Origin of the sequence: Phascolarctobacterium sp. ET69 (genome assembly GCF_023336935.1) — a bacterium.
GTDB classification, from domain to species: Bacteria; Bacillota; Negativicutes; order Acidaminococcales; family Acidaminococcaceae; genus Fusicatenibacter_A; species Fusicatenibacter_A intestinipullorum.
Map to the genome: position 1 here is coordinate 332,705 of NZ_JAMBLR010000002.1, position 24,624 is coordinate 357,328.

Sequence of the window (24,624 nt, forward strand, 5' to 3'; positions counted from 1 at the left end):
AGCGGATACGGAAAGGCAGGGTTGTGTGGAATCAAATTTTGAAATTAAATTTTTTAAAACGGCTAATGGCCGTGAACCTGTCAGAGAATATCTGAAAGACATGGCACTGACAAATGAAAAAGTTACGCGTGATACATTAGACACAATATCAGAATTATTAATGATGTTAAAAGCCAAGGGTAATGCTTTGGGTGAACCTTATATCAAACATTTGCAAGGCCCTATATGGGAACTGCGTCCAAAAAACAGGCGTATTTTGTATTGCTGTATTTTAGAAAATCAGATATATTTGCTTCATATATTTAAAAAGACAACGCAGAAAACTCCTAAAAAAGATATACAAAAAGCATTGAGCAGATATAAATTATTGATTGGCAGATAAAAGAGGTGAATAAAATGAAAGAAGCAAATGTTAAAATTAACACAAAATATAGTGGAAGCAGTGTAGATGATTTTTTTAATGAAATTTATAGCGGTGATGAGTTAGAGATAATTAAAGAACGCGCAGATTTTTTGCTGCAAATTGTTGAGGCAAGAAAGGCGGTAAATTTAACGCAGATTGATTTAAGCAAAAAGACTGGTATTTCTCAGTCTACCATAGCAAAAATAGAGAACGGCAAAATTAACCCAAGTTTAAATAATATTTTTAAAATCCTGCACGCCATGGGCAAAACCATTAAAATAGCATCGTTGTAAAACAACAAAACCGGCATCGTTATGATGCCGGTTTTTGATTAGAAGGGGAAAGGTTTATGGATGTTTCAAATCTGCTGTTAGGTTATTTTATTGTGCTGTCTGGTTATTTGCGGGGTTATTTATCCTCGTTGTAGAACGGGCATTCATCGCCCCAGTCGCAGTGGCCGTCATGGTGGTAACGGTCATAGTGGCGGTCGCGGTCATAGCGTCCTTCGCCATGGTGGCGGCCATAACCCGGGCCCCAGCCGCAGTGCAGTCCGCGGAAGTTGCCGCGCGGGCCGCGGAACATATCTTTCAGTGCTTCCTGCTTCTGTTCTTCGCTCATGCTGGCCCATTTTGCTCTGGCTTCGGCTTCACGTTTTTCGATAGCTTCGCGTTTTTCTGTCGGCAGTTTGCTTAAAAATTCGTCATGCCATTTCTGGCGCTGTTCAAATTTCTGCTGCGGGGTCATTTCCATCCATGCCAGCCTTGCAGCATCACGCTCGGCGCGCTGTTCGGGGGTAAGCGGAGTGCCGCGGCGCAGAGGCATCGGGCGGCGTGCATCGGTATCGCCTTCGCTCAGAATTTTTTCTACTTTATCGCGCATGGTGGGCTGAACCTGTTCGGTTTGGCCTGCCGCAAAAACCGGTACGCTGATGGCGGTGATTAAACCTGCAACTACTAAGGATTTGAATAATTTGCTTTTCAACATATCAGGTCACTCCTTTAATTTATGCTTATTTGTTATGCTCTTTATCTTGTCTTTATTGTACAGTGTGCTTGTGGCAAAATTATGGCAAAAATATTTTATTTTGAGGTTTTTTAGCCACATTTTACTGTTAATATTATATCAGCAATTAAAGCAAAAAGTAAAAAAACTGCCGCCTTTGGGCTGATGTAAGGGTTAAATTTCTGCGCAAAAATATGTATAATATAGGTAAGTTTTGTGCAGAGAGGTGATGGCAGTGGCAAAAATGCTTATTGCTGATGATAATAAACAAATTACTTCCATTTTATCCAACTATGCGCGTAAGGAAGGCTTTGAGCCGGTGGTTGCGCTTGACGGCGAGGAGGCTTTGCGCCTGTTTGACGAGCATGAGCCGGATATTGCCATGGTGCTTTTGGATGTTATGATGCCGAAAGTGGACGGCTTTGAAGTGTGCCGCCGCCTGCGCGGAAAATCGCTGGTGCCGGTAATTATGGTTACTGCCCGCGGCGAAGATTTTGAAAAAATCATGGGGCTTGATATCGGCGCCGACGATTATATTATAAAGCCTTTCAGCGCGGGCGAGGTAATGGCACGCGTGCGCGCTATTTTGCGCCGCATGCAGCCGCGCGAGGAAAAAACTGCGCATAATATTTACAGGTACAGTAATTTAATGATTGATTTGGACAAATACGCCGTAACCGTAAATGGCAGCGAGGTGTCGCTGACGAAAAAAGAGGTTGAGCTTTTATGGACTCTTGCCAAAAACAGCAGCAAGGTCTTTTCGCGCGATAACCTTCTGGACAGCCTGTGGGGCTACGATTATTACGGCGACAGCCGCACGGTGGATTCGCACATTAAGCGCATGCGTGCCAAGCTGGATAAGTTTGAGCATCCCGGCTGGGAAATAAAAACCATTTGGGGTGTAGGTTACCGCTTTGAGGAGAAAGCAAATGCATAACAAAATAGCTTTAAAACTTACATTGTATTTTGCCGCAGTGCTTTTGGTGTTCGCACTGGTGGTAGGCGGCAGCTTTGCGCATTTTTTCCGCGAGCATACGGTGGATATAAAAAGCACGGAGCTTAAACAGCGCGCCGTGCGCATTGCCGAAGTGCTGAGCGAAAATGCAGGCTGGCTGGAAAAACGCGGCGGCATAGCCAATACGCGCTTTATAAGTTACATTAACAACATCACCATGGAAGATGTGTGGGTTGTTAACAGTGACCGCGAACTGAAGCTGCCGCAGCGCATGAACCACCATATGGGCATGCACCGGCGGATGATGCACGCAGATACCCAGGCTCAGGTGCCGCCGCTGAAGGAGTTTCCGCGCCGCAGCGTTACTTTTGAGCAGCTGTCCGATGTTACCCGCAACTGCGTGGAGCAGGCGTTTGCCGGTACGGTATCGGTAGCGGAAGATTTTAACCCCGTACGTGAGGAAACCATGCTTTGCGCCGCTGCGCCTGTATACGACGAAAACGGCGCTATCCAGGCGGCAGTGCTTCTGCATTACCCCGTGCAGGGCTTGCAGTCCGCAACGTGGGAAGGCGTAAGAATCCTGCTTTTATCCTGCGCTATTGCGCTTTTACTGGTATCGTTTTTAAGTGTGCTGTTCAGCTGGAAGTTTACGCGCCCCTTAAACCGTATGAAGGAAGTGGCGCAGAAAATGGCAGAGCATGATTACACTGAACGCTGCAGCATCAAGCAGAATGATGAAATAGGCGCGCTTGCCGCCACGCTTGACGAACTTGGCAGCCGCCTTCTGGACGCCGACGAGGCAGGGCGCAAGCTGGAAAAACTGCGCCGCAGCTTTATTGCCAACATTTCGCACGAGTTGCGCACGCCGGTAACGGTTATCCGCGGCAGCCTGGAAGCGCTTAACGACAAAGTTGTTACCGATAAGGAAGAAGTAGAGCAGTATTACAGGCAAATGCTGAAGGAAAGCCTGTTTTTGCAGCGGCTGATTAATGATTTGCTGGATTTGTCGCGCTTGCAGAATACGGATTTCCCCATTGAAAAGGAAAACATTAATTTGTGCGATGTAGTGCAGGATGCCGCCCGTGCCAGTAAGCAGCTGGGGCAGAAAAAAGGCGTGCACGTTGACGTTAAACTGGATAGGAATGTTTACCTTATGGAAGGCGATTACGGCCGCCTGCGCCAGATGCTGATGATATTTTTGGACAACAGCATTAAGTTCAGCCACGAAGGCGGCTCTGTGGAACTGCGCCTTTTGGGCGACAGGCTGACGGTGACGGACCACGGCAGCGGCGTAAAACAGGAAGATTTGCCGTATGTGTTTGAACGGTTTTATAAAACACGCGGCGAAGCCAATAAAAACGGCAGCGGGCTTGGGCTTGCTATTGCCCGGGAAATAGCCCTGCGCCACAATATTAAAGTGAGCATGGAAAGCGTGCCTGATGAAGAAACCGCGGTAATTATGATATTGCCGCCGGCAGGAGAGGATGCGGAAAATGAATTACGGATGTAACGGCAGGCGCGCCGTAATAAGCGGCGGCACCAGCGGCATAGGGCTTGCCGTAGCGCGAACGCTTTTGGCGGACGGCGCGGAAGTGTGGCTTTTGGCGCGCACGGAACGGCCGCAGCTTTTGGCGGAACTTAAAGAAAACTACGGAGAAAAAGTGCATTTTATACAATGTGATGTTGCAAATGTTGCCAGCTGCAAAGCTGCGGCGGCGCAGATAAAAAATGCCGGCAGCGTTGATTTTTTGGTAAACAGTGCAGGCATTTACCGCGAGCAGAGTATGGAAATGCTGACGGAAACCGAGTTTGATGAAATTTTTGGCGTGAACGTAAAAGGCACGGTGTTTTTAACGCAGGCGCTGCTGCCATACATGGCAGCAGGGGGCGCGGTGGTAAACGTAGCTTCGGACGCAGGGGTAAGCGGCAACTACGGCTGTGCTGCCTACTGCGCCAGCAAAGGGGCGGTAGTGGCGTTTACCCGCGCCCTGGCGCTGGATACAGCGCCGCGCCTGCGGGTTAACTGCGTATGCCCTGCCGATATTGATACGCCGCTTTTGCAGCAGCAGATTGAAGCGGCAGGCGGCAGCTATACACTGGCGGATGTTGCGGAAGCCTACCCAATGGGGCGCGTTGGGCGTGCGGAGGAAGTGGCGCACGTAATCTGCTCGCTTTTAAGCCCGGCCAACAGCTTTATGACCGGCAGCATCGTCATCGTAGACGGCGGCTTAACGGCGAAGTAAGCAGTTAAGCTATTTTGGTTGGCGGCAAATTACAGCAGGTTAGAAGTATGAAATTTTAATTTTTGGAGTTTAGTTATGGAACAAGTATGGGGTTTGGTGGCGCTGATTGGCGCTGCGCAGATTTTAAATTCGCTAAAACAGTTAAAAAACAGCCGCCGGGAAATGTTTAACGGCGGCGGAACGTATACTTTATTTTTGCTTTCCAATTTGTTAAATATTTTAAGCATGCTTGTGGTTATTTACGGCGTATTTTTTAACAGCGGTGTTATTTTGCCGGCATTTACTTTATGGATTTTTAACTGGCATTTATTTACTTATTATGCTGCAAAGATAAATAAAAATACAGGCCGCATTATGATTATTGCCATGCGCGTAATTACCGGGCTGCTGTTGTTGGGCTGCGTGTATATTTTGGTAATGTAAGTTTGGCAAAATGCTAAAAGCTGTTTGCAAATGCCGTTTGTTTGTTGTATAATACAAAAAGAGAGATAATCTGATGTTTGCCCGTCAGCCCTCTCCTTGTAAATTTTGAGTTTGAAAGAAAGGCTGCCAGACTTTGGCGGTCTTATTTCATTTTACGCCAAAGTTGTAAAAACTCAGCGCTTGCCAGAAATAATGGTAGCTACAAGAATACCGAAAGCAATCATTAAAGACAAAGCTTCGTATGTGCTCATGTACTGCCACCTCCTGCATTGGGAGGAACCGACCATCAGAAATCTCTCTTTTTGCAGTAATTATTATAACATAACGCAAATAAAAAGCAATTACCGTCCTAAAAATGGGGCAGTAATTGCTTTTTTTATTATTTATTTTCTGTTGTCAGTTTTTCAAGTACGCCGTCAAGCCATGCACCGTTAAAGCTTTCTATCGTGCCTGCGTCACAGGCGGCTGCAAGTGCCGGGTCAATCGGCATGCGGGCAGCGGTTTCAACGCCGTGTTTTTTGGCAATTTCATCAATGTGGCTTTTGCCGAAAACATGTATTTCTTTTCCGCAGTCGGGGCAGGTAATGTAGCTCATGTTTTCAACCAGTGCCAGTACCGGCACATCCATCATTTTAGCCATATTAACGGCTTTTTCAACAATCATGCCTACAAGTTCCTGCGGCGAGGCAACTATAACAATGCCGTCGACTGGAATGGACTGGAATACCGTCAGCGCTACGTCGCCGGTGCCGGGAGGCATATCAATAAACATGTAATCAACATCGCCCCAGATTACGTCAGTCCAAAACTGTTTAACGGCGCCGGAAATAAGCGGGCCGCGCCATACAACCGGGTCGGTTTCGTTTTTCATCAGCAGGTTAAGCGACATAACGCCTATGCCTGCCGCGGTTTTTACCGGAAACAAGCCCCATTCGCTTGCTTCGGCGTGGCCGTGCAGGCCAAAAGCCTTGGGGATGGAAGGGCCTGTGATATCGGCATCCATAATTGCTGTTTTATAGCCTTGGCGCCGGGACAGTACTGCCAGAAGCGAGGTTACGAGCGATTTGCCGACGCCGCCTTTGCCGCTGACTACGCCTATTACTTTTTTTATGTGGCTCATTTCGTTAGGTTTTTCCAAAAAACTTTCTTTTGTACGTTCGCTGCAATTTTCGGTGCAGCCTTCGCAGTTATGCGAGCAGTTTTCAACCATTTGCTTTGCCTCCTGTTGTCTGGCAGCGCTTTGCTGCCGTTTGCATTACAGTGCTTATAAATTTCAGCATAGCACCGTAAACGGCATCTGTCAATATTTGCAGATTGCAAGTATTTGCCTGAATTTTATTCGCACATACGGCGCAGGCGGCAGCTTTTATTTTTGCTGTATATTATATATAGGAAGGAAGTTGCACTTTAAAAAATTTTTCTGAAAATTTGCCGAAATATTATTGACTTAGTAGGAATTTATCCAGTAAAATAGTGGTGCGCAGCTTATTTAATATTAATTTCCGTTTTGATTTATATTAATTACAGGCGCAGCCTTATAGTACAGGAGGATACGCTATGAAAAATGTAATTTTAGGTATGTGGGCATTTTTGTTAACGCTTGTTTTGCCGCAGCCTGCTTTTGCAGCCGGGCTTAACGGCGCGGAACTTTCTATCGGCTGGGTGCTGCCGTTTGCGGGCATACTTTTATGCATTGCCATCTGCCCTTTGGCGGTACCGCATTTCTGGCACAGCAATTACGGCAAGGTAGCAGTGTTTTGGGCGCTGGCAACAGCTGTGCCGCTGTTTGTAATTTACGGCAGCAGTGTTGCGGCAGGCAGTGTGGCGCACGCGCTTATCGGTGATTACATTCCCTTTATTATTTTTGTAGGTTCGCTGTACACGGTGGCGGGCGGCATTCATATCCGCAGCAGCTTTACCGGCACGCCGCTTACCAACACCTGCTTTTTGGCGCTGGGCGCAGTGCTTGCCAACATTATGGGCACAACGGGCGCGGCAATGCTCTTAATCCGTCCGCTTATTGCGGCTAATGAGCGCCGCCGTTATGTAATGCACACTTTTGTATTTTTTATTTTTATTGTTGCCAACATTGCAGGCTCGCTTACGCCGTTGGGCGATCCGCCGCTGTTTTTGGGCTTTTTGCGCGGGGTAGACTTTTTTTGGACGGCCGAGCATTTAATTTTGCCGATGCTGACGGCTGTGGGCCTTTTGCTGGCGCTGTATTTTGTGATGGACAGCGTTTTGTTCAATAAAGAAAAGGATGAGTTTTTACTGGCGGAAAGCACCTGCACCAAAGAGCCGTTTGGCGTGGAGGGCAAAATTAACTTTGCGCTTTTGGGCGTAATTATTGGTGCTGTTTTAATGGCCGGCGTGTGGGACAGCGGCATGGAATTTACCGTACTGGGCGTGCATTTAACCGGCCAGGGCGTGCTGCGCGATGTGATTTTCCTCGCGGCGGCAGGGCTTTCGCTGGCTTTAACGCCTGCTGATGTGCGCAGTGCAAACCAGTTTACCTGGGAGCCTGTGCTTGAAGTCGGCAAGCTGTTCTTCGGCATTTTTGTTACCATTGTGCCGGTGCTTGAGATGTTAAAAGCCGGTATGGCAGGCGCGTTTGCGCCGGTGGTGGCAATGGTTACCAACGCCGACGGCACGGCCAACAACGCCATGTATTTCTGGATGACGGGCGCGCTTTCGGGCTTTTTGGATAACGCGCCGACCTACCTTGCCTTCTTTAACATGGCAGGCGGCGATGCTTCCGTGCTGATGACGGAAGGCGCGCTGACGCTGATGGCTATTTCCATGGGCTCGGTATTTATGGGCGCCAACAGCTATATCGGCAATGCGCCGAACTTTATGGTGGTTGCCATTGTGCAGAACCGCGGCTTGAAAATGCCGAGCTTCTTCGGCTACCTGCTGTGGTCGGTGGGCATTTTAATTCCCATCTTTTTGCTGCTGACATGGCTGTATCTCGTGTAAGGTACACTAAAGGTATTTATGCCAAGGCATATCAATACAAAATTTAATAAGGAGGAATAAACGATGAGTTCAGACAACAATGAAACCAGGCAGGTGCAAATTGCTGTTGCCGACCCGACACCGCTCGGATTGTTCGGACTTTCCGTGGTGACGTTTGTTGCATCCATGCAGAAGCTGGGTGTGGTCAGCGATGTTTCGTGGGTCATTCCCTGGGCACTGGTCTGCGGTTCATTTGCTCAACTGCTCGCCGCCTATTTCGATTTTTGCCACAAGAATATTTTTGGAGCATCGATCTTCGGCGCATTCGGCTTTTTCTGGTCGGGCGTAGCGATGAGCTGGATGATTAAGGCCGGCACCTTTGGTGCGGGGCTGGCAGCGGGGGTAGACCCCAAGGCGCTGGGCTTTGCCTTTCTGGCGTACTTTATGTTTGCGTGCATCGGCACTATTGCCGCAGCGGAAGCCAACACATTTTTATTTGTGGATATGCTCCTGATTGATGTACTGCTTTTGTGCCTGGGCCTTGATACGCTTGGTATCGGCGGACACTGGGCGCACGATGTTGCCGCTTATTCGGAACTGGCTATTTCGCTGCTTTCGATGTACGGCGCAGGCGCGGTATTTTTAAATAATTTCTTCGGGCACGTGTTCTGGCCGCTGGGCAAACCGCTCGGAATCTTTAAAAAAGTCTGATTAAAAGCCTTAAGATGGCAATATAAAAGCACTATCCGTATTGGGTAGTGCTTTTTGTATGCCCGGTTTATTGCAGGTTGTTGTTAAAATGTTTGTGCAGCTCGTCTTTGGCAAGCAGTTCTTCCAGCTTTTTGGCAATTTCTTCCACAATAAGGTGGCAAGGGTTTTCGTAGCCTGCAATTTGCATATCGTGCAGGGTGGCACATTGCAGCGTGCCGAATTTTTCAATAACAAAGTCCGTCAGTTCCGTTACCATGCTGTAACCATGAAAATTCTCGCTGTCCTCCTGTCCGTCCTGTGCGGTAACGAGGCCGATAATGCCAACGGCAACGGTAAAGGCGCCGCAGCACGAAAGCTGCGTTTGCATGCCGATGCCCATAATGGAGAACATTTTCCGCGTATTTTCCGGCAGGTTTAAGCCGTAATATTCGTTGCAGGCTTTAAACATAGCCTCGGCGCAGCTTAAAGTTGTGCCTACATGATATTTATTGACAAGTTCGTATAGCTGCATAAAATCCTCCTTTATAATCGCTTGCGCAGATAAACCATATCTGTCAGCAGTATGCCGCCGTCATAGATGGGGTGGCTGTAATTATCGGTAAAAAAGTTTTTAATAATATGCGAGCGTATAAAGCCGAGCTTTTGGTAAAAAGGCACGGTGGCAGGGCTGTCGCCGGTGCCAACCTGCAAAATTTTAAAGCGTTCTTTGTATTTTGCTTCTATAAAATTAATCAGCACTTTGGCGTAGCCGCGGCGTTGAAACTGCGGCAGCGTGGCAAGGCTTTTTATTTCCAAAATGCCATCGCCTTCGTTTGTTACAAGGCATTCAGCCTTAACATCACCATCTTCAAGCACATACATGATGCCGCGCTCCAGATAGCGGTCAATCATTGCTTCTTCTTCGTCTGCCAGCAGAAGCAGCGGCAAATATTGTTTTTTGTTGCTGGTTACTTTTATGATTTGCATTTGCTTTCCTTCTTTTGCAAATAGGCCTGTAAATCTTTTATAAAAAGTTTTTGCTGCCTGCGCAGATAAAATTTTAGTATTGGTTTTAAATAAAACTTTTTGATGGTAATTTCTTCGGTAAAGTGTACAAGGGTAGAAGTTCCCTGTTCAAGAAAAATTCCGCGCCAGCGGCCGCTGATGCTGCTGTTTTCAAGTGTAAATTCCCAACAGGAATACGGTTTAAAAACAGTTGTTGTAAAATGGGTTGGCGTGCCGTTTTTGGCATATTCGGTGAACTGGTACTTGTTTAATACCTCGGTATGGCTTAAATCACTGCGCCAGTGGTAGTTTTTAATGTCGGTAACAGCTGTCCATACGGTTTTTATGTTGTAGGGTAAAGTTGCCTGTATTTGTGAAATAATCATAATTAATCCTTTATATAAGGCATAACAATGCTGGCGAGTATTAAAACGAGCCCCAAAACATCAAGTGTTCCAAAGGGTTCGCCTAATACTGTTATGCCTAAAAGTGCGGCTATGGCAGGGCTTACGGCGCAGAACAATCCCGCCCGGGCGGCGCTGACATGGCTTTGCGCCATGGGCTGCAAGGTAAAGCCAAAGCCGGTGCATACTATTATAAGCATGGCAAGCATCAGCCATTGCGAGCCGGAATGCGGCAGCTGAGGCGTTTCCGTAAGCAGCATGGCCAAAAACGAAAGCACGCCCATGGTGCCAACCTGTACTATGCCTATGCCAAGCGTGGAGTTGCTGCCGTGCGAAAGGCGCTCCGTTACAATTATTGCCGCCGCATAGCAAAGGCCTGCCAAAAGCCCCCAGGTAAAGCCGCCGCTTAACTCTCCCTGGCCCAGTGCCAGAAGCACAACGCCAAGCATGGCCATGCCAGTGCTGATTACTGTAAGTTTGCCGGGCAGCTTTTTATATAAAAGAATTTCAAGCAGCGGCACAAAAATAATGGCGCAGTTTTCCAAAAGTGATACAAGCGATGATGCCGCCTGCGTCAGGGCAATCATCTCGCACGCCATGGTAATAAAAAAGGCTGTGCCAATAACTGTGCCCGCAAGTAAATCGCGCACGGAGAGGCTGCGCACTGCTTTATTAAAAATAAGCGCCAGAAGTACAAAGGCAATTATAAAACGCACTGCCAAAAGGTTAAAAGGCGCAAGGCTTTCCAAAATCATTTTGCTGAAAATAAAGCTTGTTGCCCTTGCGGCGATAACGGCTATTAAAAGCAGTTCATAGCTGCGGGCGGAACCGGTTTGCTGCTGCATGTTAAAATCCTCTTAATTTAAATGTTAGTTTGAGTTTATTATAGCATAAGGCGCGTTTTTGCGCTTGAGATTATCTGCCGCATAGCAAGACGCATTGAATTTTGAATTTGCTTTTGATGAAAGAAATGCGGTAAACTGTTAAAAATATTACAAAATATCTTTGGCTTAATAAAATATGCCTTTTATAAAAATTTTTTGTATAAAATTGCAGGCAAAAGGGCTATAATAGAGCTATGATTTTATTTTGCTTTGGGGGAGATATAATGGATAAAAACTTGCCGGTAGGCGTTATCGATTCCGGTGTGGGCGGACTGAGTGTGCTGAAAGTTTTGCAGCAGGCGCTGCCGCACGAAGATTTTTTATATATCGGCGATACGGCGCGCACACCTTACGGGCAGCGCCCGGAAAAGGAAATTCGCGCCATGGTGCATGACCTGACGGATTATCTTGACAATGCGGGCATTAAGCTTTTGGTTGTGGCCTGCAACACCATTACCGTTTTGGGAACGGAAAGCATCAGAAACGGTTATGCGTTTGACGTTGTCGGCATGAGCAAGGGCGCGGAACTGGCGCTTGGCGTAACTAAAAACAAAAAAATCGGCGTAATGGCCACGCCTTTTACCGTGGCAAGCGGCGCGCACAAGGCTGCCGTTAACGCGCTTGATGCAGACGCGGAAGTTTTTGCGCAGGGGTGCCCCGATTTTGTACCGCTGATTGAGCAGGGTGTGTTCAGCGGGGCGGCAATTGAAGACGCCGTTGCGAGGTATTCTGCTCCGCTGAAAGAGGCCGGTGTGGATACGGTGCTTTTATCCTGCACGCATTACCCGTTTATCCGTGCGGAAATTGAAAAAGGCTTCGGCGAAAGTGTTACGGTTTTAGACCCGGCGGAAGCAACCGCCTTGCAGGCAAGAATTTTTCTGGAACGCGCAGGGCTTTTAAAAATGCAGGGCACGGGGCGCAGCAGGGTTTGCTTTACGGCCGAGTTAAACCGCGGCAAAGCCATTGCGGAGCGGATGCTTGACATGGAAAGAAGCAGTTTTGAAGAAATAAGCCTACTGTAAAGCTGATTGTATACATAAGCTATATGCAGGATTTTATAAAATTTTGTCTAAATATATACCAGTGTTGTTATTAATACGCTGGTTTAATAAATTTGTGGGGAGTGGTTTTAATGTTTAAGCGCAAAAATCTGGCTGCACTGGCTGCATTCAGCGCCATGATGCTGCCGCAGCCCGTATTTGCGGCGGGGCTTAACGGCGGCGAACTGTCATTTGTGTGGGCCGTGCCCTTTATAGGCGTGCTTTTATGTATTGCAATCTGTCCGTTGGTTGTGCCTAATTTCTGGCATCATCATTTTGGCAAGGTAGCAGTTTTCTGGGCTCTGGCGTGTGCCGTGCCGATGTTTATCTCCTACGGCGGCGGTGTGGCTGTTAACTCCATCGCACATGCGCTTATTGCCGATTATATTCCGTTTATTATTTTCGTCGGTTCGCTGTATACGGTTGCGGGCGGCATTCATATCCGTTCAAGCTTTATCGGGCGCCCGGCGGTTAACACTGCGTTTCTGGCACTAGGCGCTGTATGCGCCAACATCATGGGCACCACCGGCGCGGCCATGCTGTTAATCCGTCCGCTTATTGCGGCCAATGCGCACAGGCGTTACGATATGCACACTTTTGTGTTCTTCATTTTTATTGTGGCAAACATTGCAGGCTCGCTTACGCCTTTGGGCGACCCGCCGCTGTTTTTGGGCTTTTTGCGCGGTGTTGAGTTCTTCTGGACTACCGAGCATTTAATTGTGCCGATGGCAACGGCAGTAGGTCTTTTGCTCCTCATTTATTTCATTGCCGATACCATTCTCTTTAATAAAGAAAAAGAAGAATTCCTTGAAAAAGAATCCCACTATCCGAAAGAACCGTTCGGCATCGACGGTAAAATTAACTTTTTGCTGCTCGCCGTTATCGTAAGTGCTGTTTTAATGGCAGGCATCTGGCATTCCGGCGTTGAGTTTTCCGTGCTGGGCGTGCATTTAAGCGGCGAAGGCGTGCTGCGCGACGTTATTTTCCTTATCGCCGCAGGCTTGTCGCTTAAATTAACAAGCAAAGAAGTGCGCGAAGCAAACCAGTTTGGCTGGGACCCGATTCTGGAAGTAGGCAAATTGTTCTTTGGCATTTTTGTTACCATTGTACCGGTGCTTGAAATGCTGCGTGCAGGGCTTGACGGTGCTTTTGCCCCGGTTGTTGCGCTTGTTACCAACCCCGACGGCAGTGCCAACAACGCCATGTACTTCTGGATGACCGGTGCGCTTTCCAGCTTCCTCGATAACGCGCCTACCTACCTTGCATTCTTTAACATGGCAGGCGGCGAAGCTCAGGTGCTGATGACGGAAGGTGCCAAAACTTTAATGGCTATTTCCATGGGCGCGGTATTTATGGGTGCCAACAGCTATATCGGCAATGCGCCTAACTTTATGGTGCTTTCCATTGTGCAGGAACGCGGGCTGAAAATGCCTACCTTCTTCGGCTACCTGTTATGGTCTGGCTGCATTTTAATCCCAACCTTCCTGCTGCTTACCTGGCTGTATCTTTTGTAATAAAGTATTATTAACGGCATAACAAACTGCACCGCAAGGGTTATGGCAAGTAACTTTTGCAGTGCAGTTTTTGTAATTTGGCGCAATTTATTTTATAATATAGTTAAGAGAGTTAAGGAGATTAAACTTGTCATTTAAAAGCGGCGTCATATTAATTCTGCTGTCGGCAGCGGCCTGGGGGCTGGGCGGCGTATGCGGGCAGTTTTTGTACCAGTTTCACAGCGTTACGGCACCGTGGCTTATTGCGGTGCGGCAGGTGCTGGCAGGGTTCATTTTTTTAGGTTATCTGCTTTTGCGTGGCGAAAATGTTTTCCGCATTTTTGCGGATAAGCGCGATACTAAAGACCAGCTCGCCTTCAGCTTCTTGGGGCTTTTGGGCGCGCAGTTCGGTTTTTATTACACCATTTCGCTGTGCAATGCGGCAACGGCAACGGTGCTGCAATACACTTCGCCGGTGTTTGTTATGCTGTGGATGAGTTTTAAAAGCCGCCGCCTGCCGGAAGGGCGCGAATTTTTAGGCATTATTTTTGCACTTGTGGGCGTGTTTTTAATATCCACCCACGGCGATATCAATAATGTGGTGCTTTCGCCGGAGGCTTTGGTAATCGGCCTAATATCGGCCGTATCGCTGGCGTTTTATACGGTGCAGCCCATGCGCCTTCTGCAAAAATTCAGCACCACGTTGGTGGTTGGCTGGGGGCAGCTTCTTTCGGGAACACTTTTGTGCTTTTTTGTAAACCCGTTTGAACCTACCGGCAGCTGGGATACCGGCGCGGTAATTGCCTTTATTTATCTTGTTATAGGCGCTACGGTTTTAAGCTATTCGCTGTTTTTGGTGGGGCTTAAAGTTGTAGGCTCTACCAAAGCAAGCCTCATCAGCTGCGCCGAGCCGCTGGCGTCAATTATAGCCGTTGTGCTGTGGCTTAAAACTCCGCTTACGGCGGTAGATTTAATCGGCATGGCCTGCATTATTATTACCGTTATACTGCTTTCTATACCTAAAAAATAAAATATTACAACAAATTTATAAATTTATTAATTTAACCATTGCCTAATGGTAAATATTAGGGTATAATGTAATAAGCTTTAAGAATTACTATTTTACTTAAATTTAAACCACATGTTTATCCTGATAGAAGGTACGTGTCGGAATTAAATACAAAGGAGTTGGGAATATGGATATCAATTACAAAGCGATTGGGGTAAGAATTAAAGCTGCGCGTGCACGTAAAGGCGTTACTCAGGGCTACATCGCCAATCTCATTGGTCTGTCCACCCCTCATATCAGCAACATTGAAACCGGCAATACCAAACTGGGATTACCGACCATTATTCATTTGGCTAATGTACTTGATGTATCGGTGGATGAACTTTTGTGCGATAACATTAAACGCAGCGAAAAAATCTTCCAGAATGAACTGGCTGACCTCTTAAAAGACTGCTCTGCCCAGGAACTGCATTTTATTACCGAACTTATAAAAGTAGTTAAAAAGAACGGCTATGCAGGCGAACCGAAACGCCGCGGCCGCAAACCCAAAAAATTGCTTGAAGCAGAAAAAGCTGCCGAATAATTTAAAATACCGCTTGCCAATTAAGCAGTGTTTATATTATAATATTGCCGTTAAGCCATCATAGCTCAGCTGGTAGAGCATCTCATTCGTAATGAGAGGGTCGCAGGTTCGAATCCTGTTGATGGCTCCAATAAAAAATTAAGGCGTGGATTTTATCCGCGCCTGTTTTGTTTTTATAGGTAAAAATTGCAGAATATTATATTTGGCAAATCCTTTTGAAAAACACTTTATGCAAAATTAAAAGTACAAATATTTTCTTTTTATTTTTTTGACAAAAATGTAAAATGGTGTTACATTATAAGTGAAAACAGGAGTTGTCCTGTTGGGGGATTAAAAGCGCTGTACCTTTTTAAAGGAGGCATTTACTATGAAAAAGATTTTTGTTGCAATTGACGGCAGTGAACACGCATGGAAAGCACTTGATTACGCAGCAGAACTTGCAAAAGGCATGAAATGCAGCCTGTTTGTTTATACGGCTTTAAAACCCAGCGACAGCGGCGCTTTGCTTGCCATGTATGATATGGACGACCCGATGCTGGCAACAGAAGTTTCCGGCCTTGATGATTTGGGCGACAAACTTTTGGCTCAGGCTAAAGAACGTATCGGCGGTTCCGTTGAAGCAGAATATGAATACCAGGTTGGCTATCCGCCTGAAATGATTTTGAGCGCAGCCGAAAAATCCGGTGCCGGTATGATTGTTATGGGCTCCAGAGGCCTTTCCGGCATTAAAGAACTGCTGCTTGGCAGTGTAAGCAACCACATTGTACACTATGCCAAGGTGCCGGTAGTAATTGTAAAATAAATTTTGCTGTGCTGTAATAAAACGTGAAACTATTGCTGCCTTATAAAACATGGGCATAAAAACCGGGAGATATTGCTCCCGGTTTTTAATTTTGCCTGGGAGCAGATGAAAAACATATAATGAAGTAAATAATGAAGTAAAGTACAGATTTTGCTCTATATAGCAGTAAAGAACCGGTTAATTCAGCATAAGTAAATTTTTTAATACACTGCATAATTGCACCTTAAATTTAACAGTGGTATAATAAAATATCTGTAAGATGAATTTGAAATAACTGAAATATAAGGAGCGTTTATATGGTAAGAATTTGTGACCGTGTACGTTATGTAGAAACTGATATGATGGGCGTTGTGCATCACAGCAACTACTTCCGCTGGTTTGAGATGGGGCGTGTGGCCTGGCTGCGCGCTGCCGGCGTGGAGCTGTGGGAGCTGATGAACGCCAACATAATTTTTCCTATTACTCATGTAGAAGCCAATTATAAAGAATCGGCGCTGTATGATGATGAAATTGAAATTTGCGCAGAAATGACCGCTTTCAGCCGCGCCAAAATGGATTTTACTTACCGCATCGTCCGTAAAAAAGACGGCGCACTCTTGGCAGAAGGCTGCTCGCGCAATGTGTTTACAGATAATAACGGGCATATTATCCGCCTTAGCGGCGATTTTTATGACAGAATTAATGCTTTTTACCAAAAAGAGCAGGCAGAGGAGAAACACTGATGGAAGCAAAATATGAAATTATACCGGTGCCGACCCGTATTTTGACGCACCACGATAATATAGTTGACGCCATTTTGGAATATGGCAAAGACAAAATAGGCCCGCATGACGTTGTGTGCGCGGCAGAAAGCGTTGTTGCCATTACGCAGGACGGCGCCAAACGCTGCGAAGATTTTAAACCCGGCTTTTTAGCCAAAACTCTGTGCCATTTGTTCCCCGCCAAAGGCAGCATCAGCGGCTGGTACAGCATGCAGGCTCTTTTGGACGCCGAAGGCGCAATGAAAGTAATTATTGCCGTTATCTGCGGTTTTGCCGCCAAATGCGTTGGCAAACGCGGCGTGTTCTACCAGATGGCAGGCTACCAGGCGCGCCTGATTGACGATGTTACCGGCACCATGCCGCCGTACGACAAGCACATTGTTTACGGACCGTTTGAACCCCATAAAGTAAGCGAAAGCATTAAAAAAGCCACCGGCGCTTACGGTGCGGCCATTGCCGACGTTAATGACCTTAAGCGTGCCGCGGTGCTTGGCTGGAGCGAAGGCGTTGACCCAGACAAGGTTGCCAGAATTTTAATTGACAACCCGTTCGGCAACGGCAGCCAGAAAACACCTGTTGTTATTATTAAAAATTACGCCAAATAAGGAGGGCTTGTGATGCTGTTTATAATTGAAATTATCGCCGGGCTGTTCCTGCTGGGCGTTGTGGTTGTGGCAGTGTTTATTATGATGCAGCCCAAACACAGATTTGTATTTGATGTTAAAAACCGCACCAAAGCGGAACTTACGAATAAAACCGACAATAAACTTTGCTTCAGCGTTGATGTGCCGTTTACCAACGAAGGCGGCGACGAAGGGCTTGTGCTTGACGCTTTTATGCGCATTTACCTGCCGCAGGAGCAGTATGACAAAGCGTTGGTGCGCGGCAAAATTAATTTAAAAGATGTACCGCGCGACGACGATTATTTTGAAGCGCTGGTAATGCCCAAGGGCGGCAATAAAACCATGACTGCCAAATTTGAGCTTACGCCCATGTACGGAGCAAGCCTTAAAGAAGCCGTAAACGGCCTGCCCGATTTTGACGTTGCCCTGTTCTGGGAATGCCGCGGGCGCGAAAACCTGTATACCGTTAAAAAGTTTATAACCATCAGTGCGGACGAAGTAAAATCGCTGCTGAAATAATTAAAGCCCTGCCTTTTGGCGGGGCTTTAATGTTTACCGGGGGCTTTTTTGCAGTTATAATAATATTAAAATAAAAAACGGTGCTATCAGAAAGGTAAATGACGTTAAAAACGGAAAATTAAGGTTTATTTCAGTTTATTTTAAGATTATATGGTTATAGTGCTTATAAAAAGCAGGTGATATATAATGAAAATTTTACTGGCCGAAGACGATTTGCGCCTCGGAAAAATGCTGAAAACAATTTTAAGCAAAAATGGCATCAATGTAAAATGGGTTACAAACGGCGAATCGGCATACGATGAATGTTATGCCGACGGTTATGACGTTTTGGTGCTGGACTGGATGATGCCGGGCATGAGCGGCATAAAACTGTGCAGTGTTTTGCGCAGCGAAGATTATCAGGGCAAAATTTTAATGCTTACCGCGCGCGACAGCTTGGATGACAAAGTAAACGGGCTTAACGCCGGTGCGGATGATTATTTAGTTAAGCCTTTTGCCGTTGCCGAACTTCTGGCGCGTTTAAATGCGCTTGTTCGCCGCCAGGGCAGCTACATGGAAGAAAATGTTGAGTACAAGGGCTTTGTTTTAAACAGCGGCGATTACACAATCAGCTACGGCGGCAGCAAAGTGCAGCTGCGCCCGCGCGAATTTAAGCTGATAGAACTGCTTTTGCGCAACGCAGGCAAAATAATTCCGCGCGATGTAATTTTGGAACGTGTCTGGGGCATTGAAAGCGATATTACCGAAAACAACCTTGATGTGCATATTGGCGCGTTAAGGCGCAAGCTTAAGGAAATAAAGGGCGAAACACTTATAAAAACCATCCGCGGCGTTGGCTATCTGGCAGAGGCAGACGATAATGTTCGATAAATTAAAAAAACGCCTGACCCTTATTTATACAGGTATTTTCAGTTTAATAATGGTGTTTGTCGTTGCAGTAACGGTGGCTATCGGCTGTATTTCCGTTTTAAGAACGGAAAAGGACATGCTTATTGCCGATATTTACGACGAATGGCGCGAATGGATTGGCAGCGGCGAACTGCCGGTAGACCCGGCGCTTGTAAAAAAAGGCGAAATGATGTCGCTGATGTATGACGCTGACGGCAATATCATTATTGACCAGATGACGGACAGCCCTTACGCAGCGGCATTAACTGCAATCCGTGCCTCGTGGCCGGAGCCTGAGAACGAAACGGAGCTGCTGTATTTCAGGGATAAAAAGGGCACCTTGCACTTCTTTCTGGCAGGCGGCTGTACTTTTTGGGAAAACGGGCAGATTCAGGCACGCCTGTACACCTTTTTAAATTTGGAAGATTATTACGACATGGCCGTGGACGGCATGTACTTTTTATTTTTGCTGTGTGCTGTGTGCATTATGCTGGCGGCGGGCGGCGGCTATTATATGGCTGCCAAAAACATTAAGCCGCTGGAAATTTTATTTGCGCGTGAGCATGAATTTGCCGCCGACGCCTCGCATGAACTGCGCACGCCGCTTACGGTGCTGAGCCTTGGCGTGGAGAGTTTGCAGAATGACGACGAAAGCAAGCTGAGCGGCTTTGCGCAGGAGGTTCTGCGCGATATGCAGCACGAAACAAAGTATATGTCGAGGCTTATTGAAGCGCTATTGGCTTTGGCGCGCGGCGATGAAGAAAATACGCCGCTGGCCCGTGCCAAGGTAGATTTAACGGAAGTTGCCGTTAAAGTATGCAATAAAATGCGCCCGCTGGCAGCCAAAAAAGGGCTGGGGCTGGAATATGCTGCAGGTGACGCGCCGCAGGTGTTCATACTTGGCGATAAGAATAAAATGGAGCAGCTGCTTATAATTTTTATCGACAATGCTATTAAGTATTCGGAAAGCGGCACAATCACGGTTACGGTTGACGCCGATTCCATGCACGCCGTTATAAAAGTAATGGATGAAGGCATAGGCATCAGCGAAAGCGATGCGCAGAAAATTTTTGAACGCTTTTATAGAGTCGATAAGGCACGTTCGCGCGCGGCAGGCGGTTTTGGGCTTGGGCTTAACATTGCCCGCATAATTGTGGGGCGCCACGGCGGAACGGTAAGCGTTAAGCCGCGCAGCCCGCACGGAAGCATTTTTACGGTACGTTTGCCGTTGTACCGCTGAAATTTAAGATTGGTTTCATATAACTAACTCCCTGTTTCAGTTTTGTTTAATTGGCTTTAAGTACAATTAAGACAAGCTGAAGTTAGGGAGTTGATTTTTTATGAGACGTTATGGATGGTGGTTATTTTGGGGCCTGGCGGCGCTGCTTTTGTTTTTTTGCAACGGGCAGCTGTGGATTACCGATTCCGTGGAATCGAATTATGCGCTGACGGCCAAAGAAATGGTTTTGAGCGGCGACTGGATTTCGCCGCAGATTTACGGCAATTACTGGTATGACAAGCCGGTATTTTTTTACTGGCTTACGGCGGCAGGCTTTAAAATTTTTGGCTTTAACGAATTTGCCGCACGCTTTTTCCCGGCGCTGTTCGGCATGGCAGGGCTTTGGCTTCTGGTTTACGCCGCCAAAAAACTTTACGGCGAAAAAACTGCGTTCTTGAGCGGCGTTATTTTAATGACCAGCACGGAGTTTTTCCTCATCAGCAAATCGGTTATTACCGACAGCACGCTGTTTTTCTTTTTCAGTATGGCGCTGGTGTTTTTTTACCTTGGGTACAGCACGCAGCAGAAAAATTACTATTACGGAATGTATACAGGCATGGCGCTGGCAACCTTAACCAAAGGGCCGATAGGCTTTTTGCTGCCGGGGCTTATTATGGTGCTGTTTCTGGTTTTTACCCGCGGCTGGCGCGAAATTAAAAACATGAAGGTTTTCAGCGGCGGGCTGCTGTTCTTTTTAATTGCCGCACCGTGGTATGTGGCTATGTATAATTTGCACGGCAGCGCGTTTATAGACCAGTTCTTCGGCACGCATAATTTTTTGCGCGCCACTGTTTCCGAGCATCCGCGCGATAACGTGTTTTACTATTATACTCTGGTGCTGCTTCTGGCACTCTTTCCGTGGAGCGGGCTGCTGCCGCGCTTTTTGTGGCGCACCCTGCGGGAAGACGGCAAATGGCGCAGGCCGGATGAAAAAACTGGCTTTCTGCTCATCTGGGCGGCAACGGTGTTCTTTTTCTTCCAGAACATGGCAACCAAGTATTTAACTTATACCTACCCAATGCTGTTTCCGCTGGCATTGCTTTTGGGCAAATACCTGTCGGAAAAGAAATGGAACGCCGTAACGGCAGGCACTTTAATTGTGCGCGACCTTATTTACATTGCTTTGTTTGGCGGCGCGCTGTGGTGCTGGTGGAACAGTATCATCAGCATTGGTACGGTAATTTTAATCGGTGCGGCGGTGCTTGCCGTTATCGGTATCAGCTGGATAAGCATCAGTCTTGAAAACGGGCTTACGGCCGCAGGCGTTATCGCTGTAACGGCGCTTGCCTTTAACCTGCTGCTTATTAACGAAGTGGCAGTGCCGTTCAGCAGCCTGCGTTCCGATAAGGAAATTGGGCTGGAACTTGCACAGAGCTACCGTGCGGTTGATGAAATTGGCGTGTATGGCAAATATTCCACGTCGGCAGTGTTCTATTCCGGCAAAAAAATTATTAAGCTGGTGCCCGATGAAGACCTGGCAAACTTTGCGCCCAAAGCGTACAGCTGGAAGGTAAAAAACGTAATGCCCTTTGAAGGCATTAACTCGTTCGGCAGGCGCGGGCAGCTGCTTTTGGTAAAAAAGAACGAAGCCGGCAAATTTTTAAACGGCAGTAACGGCAAATGGCTGGTAACCGGCGAAAAAGGCGGCTGGTATATTTTAAAAAGCGCCTGACAGGCAAAACTTAACATTGTTTTAATATAAATTTCAGCTTTTGCCGTTACAATAAAATCGTAAAAAGATAACTTAAATTTGTTTGTGAATGGGGGAACAGCCATGGATAATTTTTACCGCGCCAAAAGAACTGACAACGGCAGCTGGGTTTACGGAATTTACCTGCCGCTGCTGGACGGAGCGTGCATGATTCCGGACGACGCTGCAATCTGCGAGATGAGTAAAAAAGTAGATGGCGTTGACATAAAAGGGCATCTTATTGAAACAGTAGGCATTGAAAGAAATACGCTGGGGCTTTGCACCGGCGTGGAAGACAGCGAAGGCATGCCGGTGTTTGCAGGTGATTATGTACGGTTTAATGTACCGGTTGCCAAAAAGCAGACGGCAGACAACGCCTGCGCGCATGACGTTGTGCTTATTGAAGAAACCCATGAAGGCTTCAGTGTGGCTGCTGACGGTATTTTTACCATTAACGCCGTGCAGTTTCTGGATAACCTGCGCGCCAACGGCAACGGCTTTACGGTTATCGGCAATATTTACGATAACCCGGAATTTGCCGAAGCGGCGCGCCACAACATAGCTTAAATTACAGGCGGGTGCGTTTTTTTGCGCACCTGCTTTTTGTTTTGGGGCGGATATTATGTGGATTTTATTTGCGGCGGCATCGGCATTGTTTGCCGGGCTTTCTGCCATTTTTGGCAAATACGGCGTGCAGGGCGCCGATTCGGATATTGCAACTGCCGTGCGGACAATAATTGTGCTTGCTTTTGCATGGCTTTTGGTTTTTATAACCGGGGCGCAAAGCGGCATTGGCGGTATAAGCTGCCGCACCTGGTTGTTTTTGGTGCTTTCGGGGCTGGCAACCGGCGCTTCGTGGCTGTGCTATTTTAAGGCGCTGCAAAAAGGCGATGTTAACAAAGTGGTGCCGGTTGATAAGTGCAGCACAGTTTTAACCGTTGTGCTGGCGGTACTTTGCTTTAATGAACCTTTTACTTTAATTACGGCAGCGGCAGTGGTTTTAACCGGCGTCGGCACGCTGCTGATGATAGAAAAAAAGCAGGTTGCAAAAAGCACGCCTCAAAATAAAAGCTGGCTTTTTTACGCCGCAGGTTCGGCAATTTTTGCCAGTTTAACCGCAATTTTAGGCAAAATAGGCATCGAAAACATCAATTCCAACCTTGGTACAGCTATCCGCACGGCGGTGGTGCTTGTAATGGCGTGTGGCATGGTTGCCGTAACGGGCAAGCGCAAACTGCTGGGGAAGATAAAAGCAAAAGAAATGGTTTTTATTTGTTTTTCGGGCCTTGCAACCGGCGCCTCGTGGCTGTGCTACTACCACGCCTTGCAAAACGGGCTGGTATCGGTTGTTGTAGCGGTAGATAAATTAAGCGTGCTGGTAACAATAGCTTTTGCGTGGCTTGTTTTTGGCGAAAGGCTGACGCTGCGCAGCATGGCGGGGCTGGTGTGCATAGTGGTTGGCACGCTGCTGCTGGTGCTGCTTCCAGCTTAACATAAAATACATACAGGCATAAATAAAAGAGGGCATATCCTTTGCGGTATACCCTCTTTTTGCTGTGTACTTATTTTGTTTTTGCCAAATCGGTATCGCTGTCCAAAATTATGGTAACAGGCCCGTCGTTGTGTATTTCTACCAGCATTTCCGCACCAAATTCGCCGGTTTGTACGTTTACGCCTTTAGCGGCGGTAATGGCGTTAAATTCATCATACAGGCGGGAGGCAAGCCCCGGTTCTGCGGCGCCGCTGAAGCTTGGGCGCCTGCCATGGCGGCAGGAAGCGTACAGCGTAAACTGCGATATGGAAAGCACGCTGCCGCCTACATCCAGCAAACTTAAATTCATTTTGCCCGCGTCATCTTCAAAAACACGCAGGTTCAGCATTTTATCTGCCATGGGCGCCAAAACGCTGCTGTCATCATTCGGGCCAAAACCCACAAGTGCAACAAAGCCGCAGCCAATGCTGCCTTTAATTTTTCCGTCAATGGCAACACTGCCTTTTTTAACACGCTGTAAAACTAATTTCATTATCAATCTGCGGCGCTGCCGCTAACCTCCTATGCGTTGCATTTAGTAACAAAATCGCGCACTAATGTGTTAAATTTAGCTACTTCTTCATAAAACAGCATATGCCCGCTTTCCGTAAAGGCTTCAAACTGGCCGTAGGGAAGCTGCGCTGCAATGTGCTGCCCCTGTTTAATGCCGGCGGTAAATACCGGGCCGTCGGCGTTCATAACAATTACGGGCACGTCAATGGTAGGCAGTACACCCGTAAAATCGCTGGAAAGGTAATCCGAATAAATTGCTGCCGAAATCCATGGCGGCAGTTTTCTGAATTCCTCAATTACCCAGTCTGTTCCGGCAGGGCGTTTGCCGTCTTTAAAAATATTGTTGGCAAAGGTTTCAAAATATGCTTCGCGGTCATAAGCAAGGCGCTGGGCAATAACGTTAAAGCCGTCCATGTTGTAGCCGTGCAGCCCCTGCGTATTCCAAGGTTCGGGGCTGAAGGGGAACGGCGTCATGTCAATCAGGCCAAGGCCTTTAATCTGTTCCTGCCCGAACTGGTCAAAATACGAAAGCACAATCGGCCCGCCCATAGACCAGCCCATAACAACGGCGTCTTTTAAATCGAGGTAGTTAATTAAGTCATAAACATCACAGGCAAACTGTTTAATGGTAATGCCGTGCAGTCCTTTGGAGGAGTTGCCGTGCCCGCGCAGGTCAAGCGTAACAACGGTAAAATCTCTGGAAAGTTCATCCACGTTGCGCTGCCAGAAAACGTGCGAGCACTGCCAGCCGTGAATTAATACCAGCGGGCGCCCTGTGCCGCGCACTTCGTAATACAAATGGGCACTGTCGGCCGTATTAAAATAACCCTGTTTCATAATTACACCTCACAATCGTAAAAATTATTGCTACTGTAATACTTCGCCGTGCGCAGCAAAAAGCCTGCCGCCGCTGCGGATGAAAATTTTGC

The 24,624-nt window shown here is 47.2% G+C and carries 30 protein-coding genes and 1 tRNA gene; 22 read left to right on the forward strand and 9 right to left on the reverse strand.

The window, feature by feature from the left end; genetic code table 11:
* Nucleotides 1-25 precede the first annotated feature (25 nt).
* Together M3079_RS04405 and M3079_RS04410 are read left to right on the forward strand one after the other, a co-directional pair.
* A complete protein-coding gene (locus M3079_RS04405) occupies nt 26-382 on the forward strand; it encodes a type II toxin-antitoxin system RelE/ParE family toxin (RefSeq protein WP_249077463.1) in 357 nt (118 codons plus the stop codon).
* A gap of 14 nt (nt 383-396) precedes the next feature.
* Nucleotides 397-696 carry a helix-turn-helix transcriptional regulator gene (locus M3079_RS04410; protein WP_249077465.1) on the forward strand — a complete coding sequence of 100 codons (300 nt, stop codon included), beginning with the start codon at nt 397-399 and terminating at the stop codon, nt 694-696.
* A 115-nt stretch (nt 697-811) separates the two neighbouring features.
* Here M3079_RS04410 and M3079_RS04415 read toward each other — a convergent pair whose 3' ends face one another.
* Nucleotides 812-1,387, reverse strand: a complete 576-nt coding sequence (locus M3079_RS04415; RefSeq protein ID WP_249077467.1) for a DUF3106 domain-containing protein — start codon at nt 1,385-1,387, stop codon at nt 812-814.
* Between the two features lie 253 nt (nt 1,388-1,640).
* Here M3079_RS04415 and M3079_RS04420 point away from each other — a divergent pair, with 253 nt between their 5' ends.
* The 4 genes from M3079_RS04420 (at nt 1,641) to M3079_RS04435 (ending at nt 5,026) form a co-directional block, all read left to right on the forward strand.
* Complete coding sequence (locus M3079_RS04420; protein ID WP_349293328.1) at nt 1,641-2,342, forward strand: response regulator transcription factor; 702 nt, start codon at nt 1,641-1,643, stop codon at nt 2,340-2,342.
* Entirely contained in the window at nt 2,335-3,870 is a 1,536-nt protein-coding gene (locus M3079_RS04425; RefSeq protein WP_249077470.1) for a HAMP domain-containing sensor histidine kinase, read from the forward strand. The genes M3079_RS04420 and M3079_RS04425 overlap by 8 nt, the downstream gene beginning before the upstream one ends.
* Complete coding sequence (locus M3079_RS04430) at nt 3,854-4,603, forward strand: SDR family oxidoreductase (protein ID WP_249077473.1); 750 nt, start codon at nt 3,854-3,856, stop codon at nt 4,601-4,603. The genes M3079_RS04425 and M3079_RS04430 overlap by 17 nt, the downstream gene beginning before the upstream one ends.
* Nucleotides 4,604-4,678: 75 nt before the next feature.
* Nucleotides 4,679-5,026 carry a hypothetical protein gene (locus tag M3079_RS04435; RefSeq protein WP_249077474.1) on the forward strand — a complete coding sequence of 116 codons (348 nt, stop codon included), beginning with the start codon at nt 4,679-4,681 and terminating at the stop codon, nt 5,024-5,026.
* Between the two features lie 173 nt (nt 5,027-5,199).
* On the opposite strand, the gene M3079_RS09450 is transcribed toward M3079_RS04435, so the two are convergent.
* Together M3079_RS09450 and M3079_RS04440 are read right to left on the reverse strand one after the other, a co-directional pair.
* Complete coding sequence (locus M3079_RS09450; protein ID WP_349293329.1) at nt 5,200-5,313, reverse strand: putative holin-like toxin; 114 nt, start codon at nt 5,311-5,313, stop codon at nt 5,200-5,202.
* Nucleotides 5,314-5,405: 92 nt separating this feature from the next.
* Nucleotides 5,406-6,236: an Mrp/NBP35 family ATP-binding protein gene (locus M3079_RS04440; RefSeq protein WP_249077476.1), complete on the reverse strand. Its 831-nt coding sequence runs from the start codon at nt 6,234-6,236 to the stop codon at nt 5,406-5,408.
* Nucleotides 6,237-6,583: 347 nt separating this feature from the next.
* On the opposite strand from M3079_RS04440, the gene M3079_RS04445 reads away from it, so the two are divergent.
* Together M3079_RS04445 and M3079_RS04450 are read left to right on the forward strand one after the other, a co-directional pair.
* Nucleotides 6,584-8,002: a sodium:proton antiporter gene (locus tag M3079_RS04445; RefSeq protein ID WP_249077477.1), complete on the forward strand. Its 1,419-nt coding sequence runs from the start codon at nt 6,584-6,586 to the stop codon at nt 8,000-8,002.
* A 63-nt stretch (nt 8,003-8,065) separates the two neighbouring features.
* The gene (locus tag M3079_RS04450; RefSeq protein ID WP_249077479.1) at nt 8,066-8,692 is read left to right on the forward strand and encodes an acetate uptake transporter; all 627 of its coding nucleotides are present in this window, start codon (nt 8,066-8,068) and stop codon (nt 8,690-8,692) included.
* Between the two features lie 67 nt (nt 8,693-8,759).
* On the opposite strand, the gene M3079_RS04455 is transcribed toward M3079_RS04450, so the two are convergent.
* The 4 genes from M3079_RS04455 to M3079_RS04470 are packed head-to-tail and all read right to left on the reverse strand — an operon-like array spanning nt 8,760 to nt 10,925.
* Nucleotides 8,760-9,203 (reverse strand): C-GCAxxG-C-C family protein, encoded by a 444-nt coding sequence (locus M3079_RS04455; RefSeq protein WP_249077481.1) that lies wholly within the window; start codon nt 9,201-9,203, stop codon nt 8,760-8,762.
* 11 nt (nt 9,204-9,214) lie between these two features.
* The gene (locus M3079_RS04460; protein ID WP_249077482.1) at nt 9,215-9,658 is read right to left on the reverse strand and encodes a GNAT family N-acetyltransferase; all 444 of its coding nucleotides are present in this window, start codon (nt 9,656-9,658) and stop codon (nt 9,215-9,217) included.
* Nucleotides 9,646-10,062: an SRPBCC family protein gene (locus M3079_RS04465; protein ID WP_249077484.1), complete on the reverse strand. Its 417-nt coding sequence runs from the start codon at nt 10,060-10,062 to the stop codon at nt 9,646-9,648. Before M3079_RS04465 ends, M3079_RS04460 begins: the two co-directional genes overlap by 13 nt.
* A gap of 2 nt (nt 10,063-10,064) precedes the next feature.
* Nucleotides 10,065-10,925, reverse strand: a complete 861-nt coding sequence (locus tag M3079_RS04470; protein WP_249077486.1) for a DMT family transporter — start codon at nt 10,923-10,925, stop codon at nt 10,065-10,067.
* Nucleotides 10,926-11,188: 263 nt separating this feature from the next.
* On the opposite strand from M3079_RS04470, the gene murI reads away from it, so the two are divergent.
* The 14 genes from murI to M3079_RS04540 all read left to right on the forward strand — a co-directional run bounded on the left by murI (nt 11,189) and on the right by M3079_RS04540 (nt 23,143).
* On the forward strand, nt 11,189-11,986 hold the full coding sequence (gene murI, locus M3079_RS04475; protein WP_249077488.1) for a glutamate racemase: 798 nt from the start codon (nt 11,189-11,191) through the stop codon (nt 11,984-11,986).
* A gap of 110 nt (nt 11,987-12,096) precedes the next feature.
* Entirely contained in the window at nt 12,097-13,518 is a 1,422-nt protein-coding gene (locus tag M3079_RS04480; protein ID WP_249077490.1) for a sodium:proton antiporter, read from the forward strand.
* Between the two features lie 127 nt (nt 13,519-13,645).
* Complete coding sequence (locus M3079_RS04485) at nt 13,646-14,527, forward strand: EamA family transporter (protein ID WP_249077493.1); 882 nt, start codon at nt 13,646-13,648, stop codon at nt 14,525-14,527.
* A 166-nt stretch (nt 14,528-14,693) separates the two neighbouring features.
* Nucleotides 14,694-15,089 carry a helix-turn-helix transcriptional regulator gene (locus M3079_RS04490; RefSeq protein ID WP_249077495.1) on the forward strand — a complete coding sequence of 132 codons (396 nt, stop codon included), beginning with the start codon at nt 14,694-14,696 and terminating at the stop codon, nt 15,087-15,089.
* Nucleotides 15,090-15,143: 54 nt separating this feature from the next.
* A tRNA-Thr gene (locus M3079_RS04495) sits at nt 15,144-15,219 on the forward strand.
* Nucleotides 15,220-15,456: 237 nt separating this feature from the next.
* On the forward strand, nt 15,457-15,891 hold the full coding sequence (locus M3079_RS04500) for a universal stress protein (protein WP_021715193.1): 435 nt from the start codon (nt 15,457-15,459) through the stop codon (nt 15,889-15,891).
* A 296-nt stretch (nt 15,892-16,187) separates the two neighbouring features.
* Nucleotides 16,188-16,613 carry a thioesterase family protein gene (locus M3079_RS04505; RefSeq protein ID WP_249077497.1) on the forward strand — a complete coding sequence of 142 codons (426 nt, stop codon included), beginning with the start codon at nt 16,188-16,190 and terminating at the stop codon, nt 16,611-16,613.
* Nucleotides 16,613-17,257 (forward strand): coenzyme F420-0:L-glutamate ligase, encoded by a 645-nt coding sequence (locus M3079_RS04510; protein WP_249077499.1) that lies wholly within the window; start codon nt 16,613-16,615, stop codon nt 17,255-17,257. The genes M3079_RS04505 and M3079_RS04510 overlap by 1 nt, the downstream gene beginning before the upstream one ends.
* A gap of 12 nt (nt 17,258-17,269) precedes the next feature.
* On the forward strand, nt 17,270-17,794 hold the full coding sequence (locus M3079_RS04515) for a hypothetical protein (protein WP_249077501.1): 525 nt from the start codon (nt 17,270-17,272) through the stop codon (nt 17,792-17,794).
* 186 nt (nt 17,795-17,980) lie between these two features.
* On the forward strand, nt 17,981-18,664 hold the full coding sequence (locus tag M3079_RS04520) for a response regulator transcription factor (RefSeq protein ID WP_249077504.1): 684 nt from the start codon (nt 17,981-17,983) through the stop codon (nt 18,662-18,664).
* Nucleotides 18,654-19,922: a HAMP domain-containing sensor histidine kinase gene (locus tag M3079_RS04525; RefSeq protein ID WP_249077506.1), complete on the forward strand. Its 1,269-nt coding sequence runs from the start codon at nt 18,654-18,656 to the stop codon at nt 19,920-19,922. Before M3079_RS04520 ends, M3079_RS04525 begins: the two co-directional genes overlap by 11 nt.
* Nucleotides 19,923-20,022: 100 nt before the next feature.
* Entirely contained in the window at nt 20,023-21,633 is a 1,611-nt protein-coding gene (locus M3079_RS04530) for a glycosyltransferase family 39 protein (RefSeq protein WP_249077508.1), read from the forward strand.
* Nucleotides 21,634-21,735: 102 nt separating this feature from the next.
* A complete protein-coding gene (locus tag M3079_RS04535) occupies nt 21,736-22,218 on the forward strand; it encodes a YopX family protein (protein WP_249077509.1) in 483 nt (160 codons plus the stop codon).
* Between the two features lie 55 nt (nt 22,219-22,273).
* The gene (locus M3079_RS04540) at nt 22,274-23,143 is read left to right on the forward strand and encodes an EamA family transporter (protein WP_249077511.1); all 870 of its coding nucleotides are present in this window, start codon (nt 22,274-22,276) and stop codon (nt 23,141-23,143) included.
* Between the two features lie 70 nt (nt 23,144-23,213).
* On the opposite strand, the gene dtd is transcribed toward M3079_RS04540, so the two are convergent.
* Together dtd and M3079_RS04550 are read right to left on the reverse strand one after the other, a co-directional pair.
* The gene (gene dtd, locus M3079_RS04545) at nt 23,214-23,675 is read right to left on the reverse strand and encodes a D-aminoacyl-tRNA deacylase (protein WP_249077513.1); all 462 of its coding nucleotides are present in this window, start codon (nt 23,673-23,675) and stop codon (nt 23,214-23,216) included.
* 29 nt (nt 23,676-23,704) lie between these two features.
* Nucleotides 23,705-24,532 carry an alpha/beta hydrolase gene (locus M3079_RS04550; protein ID WP_249077515.1) on the reverse strand — a complete coding sequence of 276 codons (828 nt, stop codon included), beginning with the start codon at nt 24,530-24,532 and terminating at the stop codon, nt 23,705-23,707.
* Between the last annotated feature and the right edge of the window lie 92 nt (nt 24,533-24,624).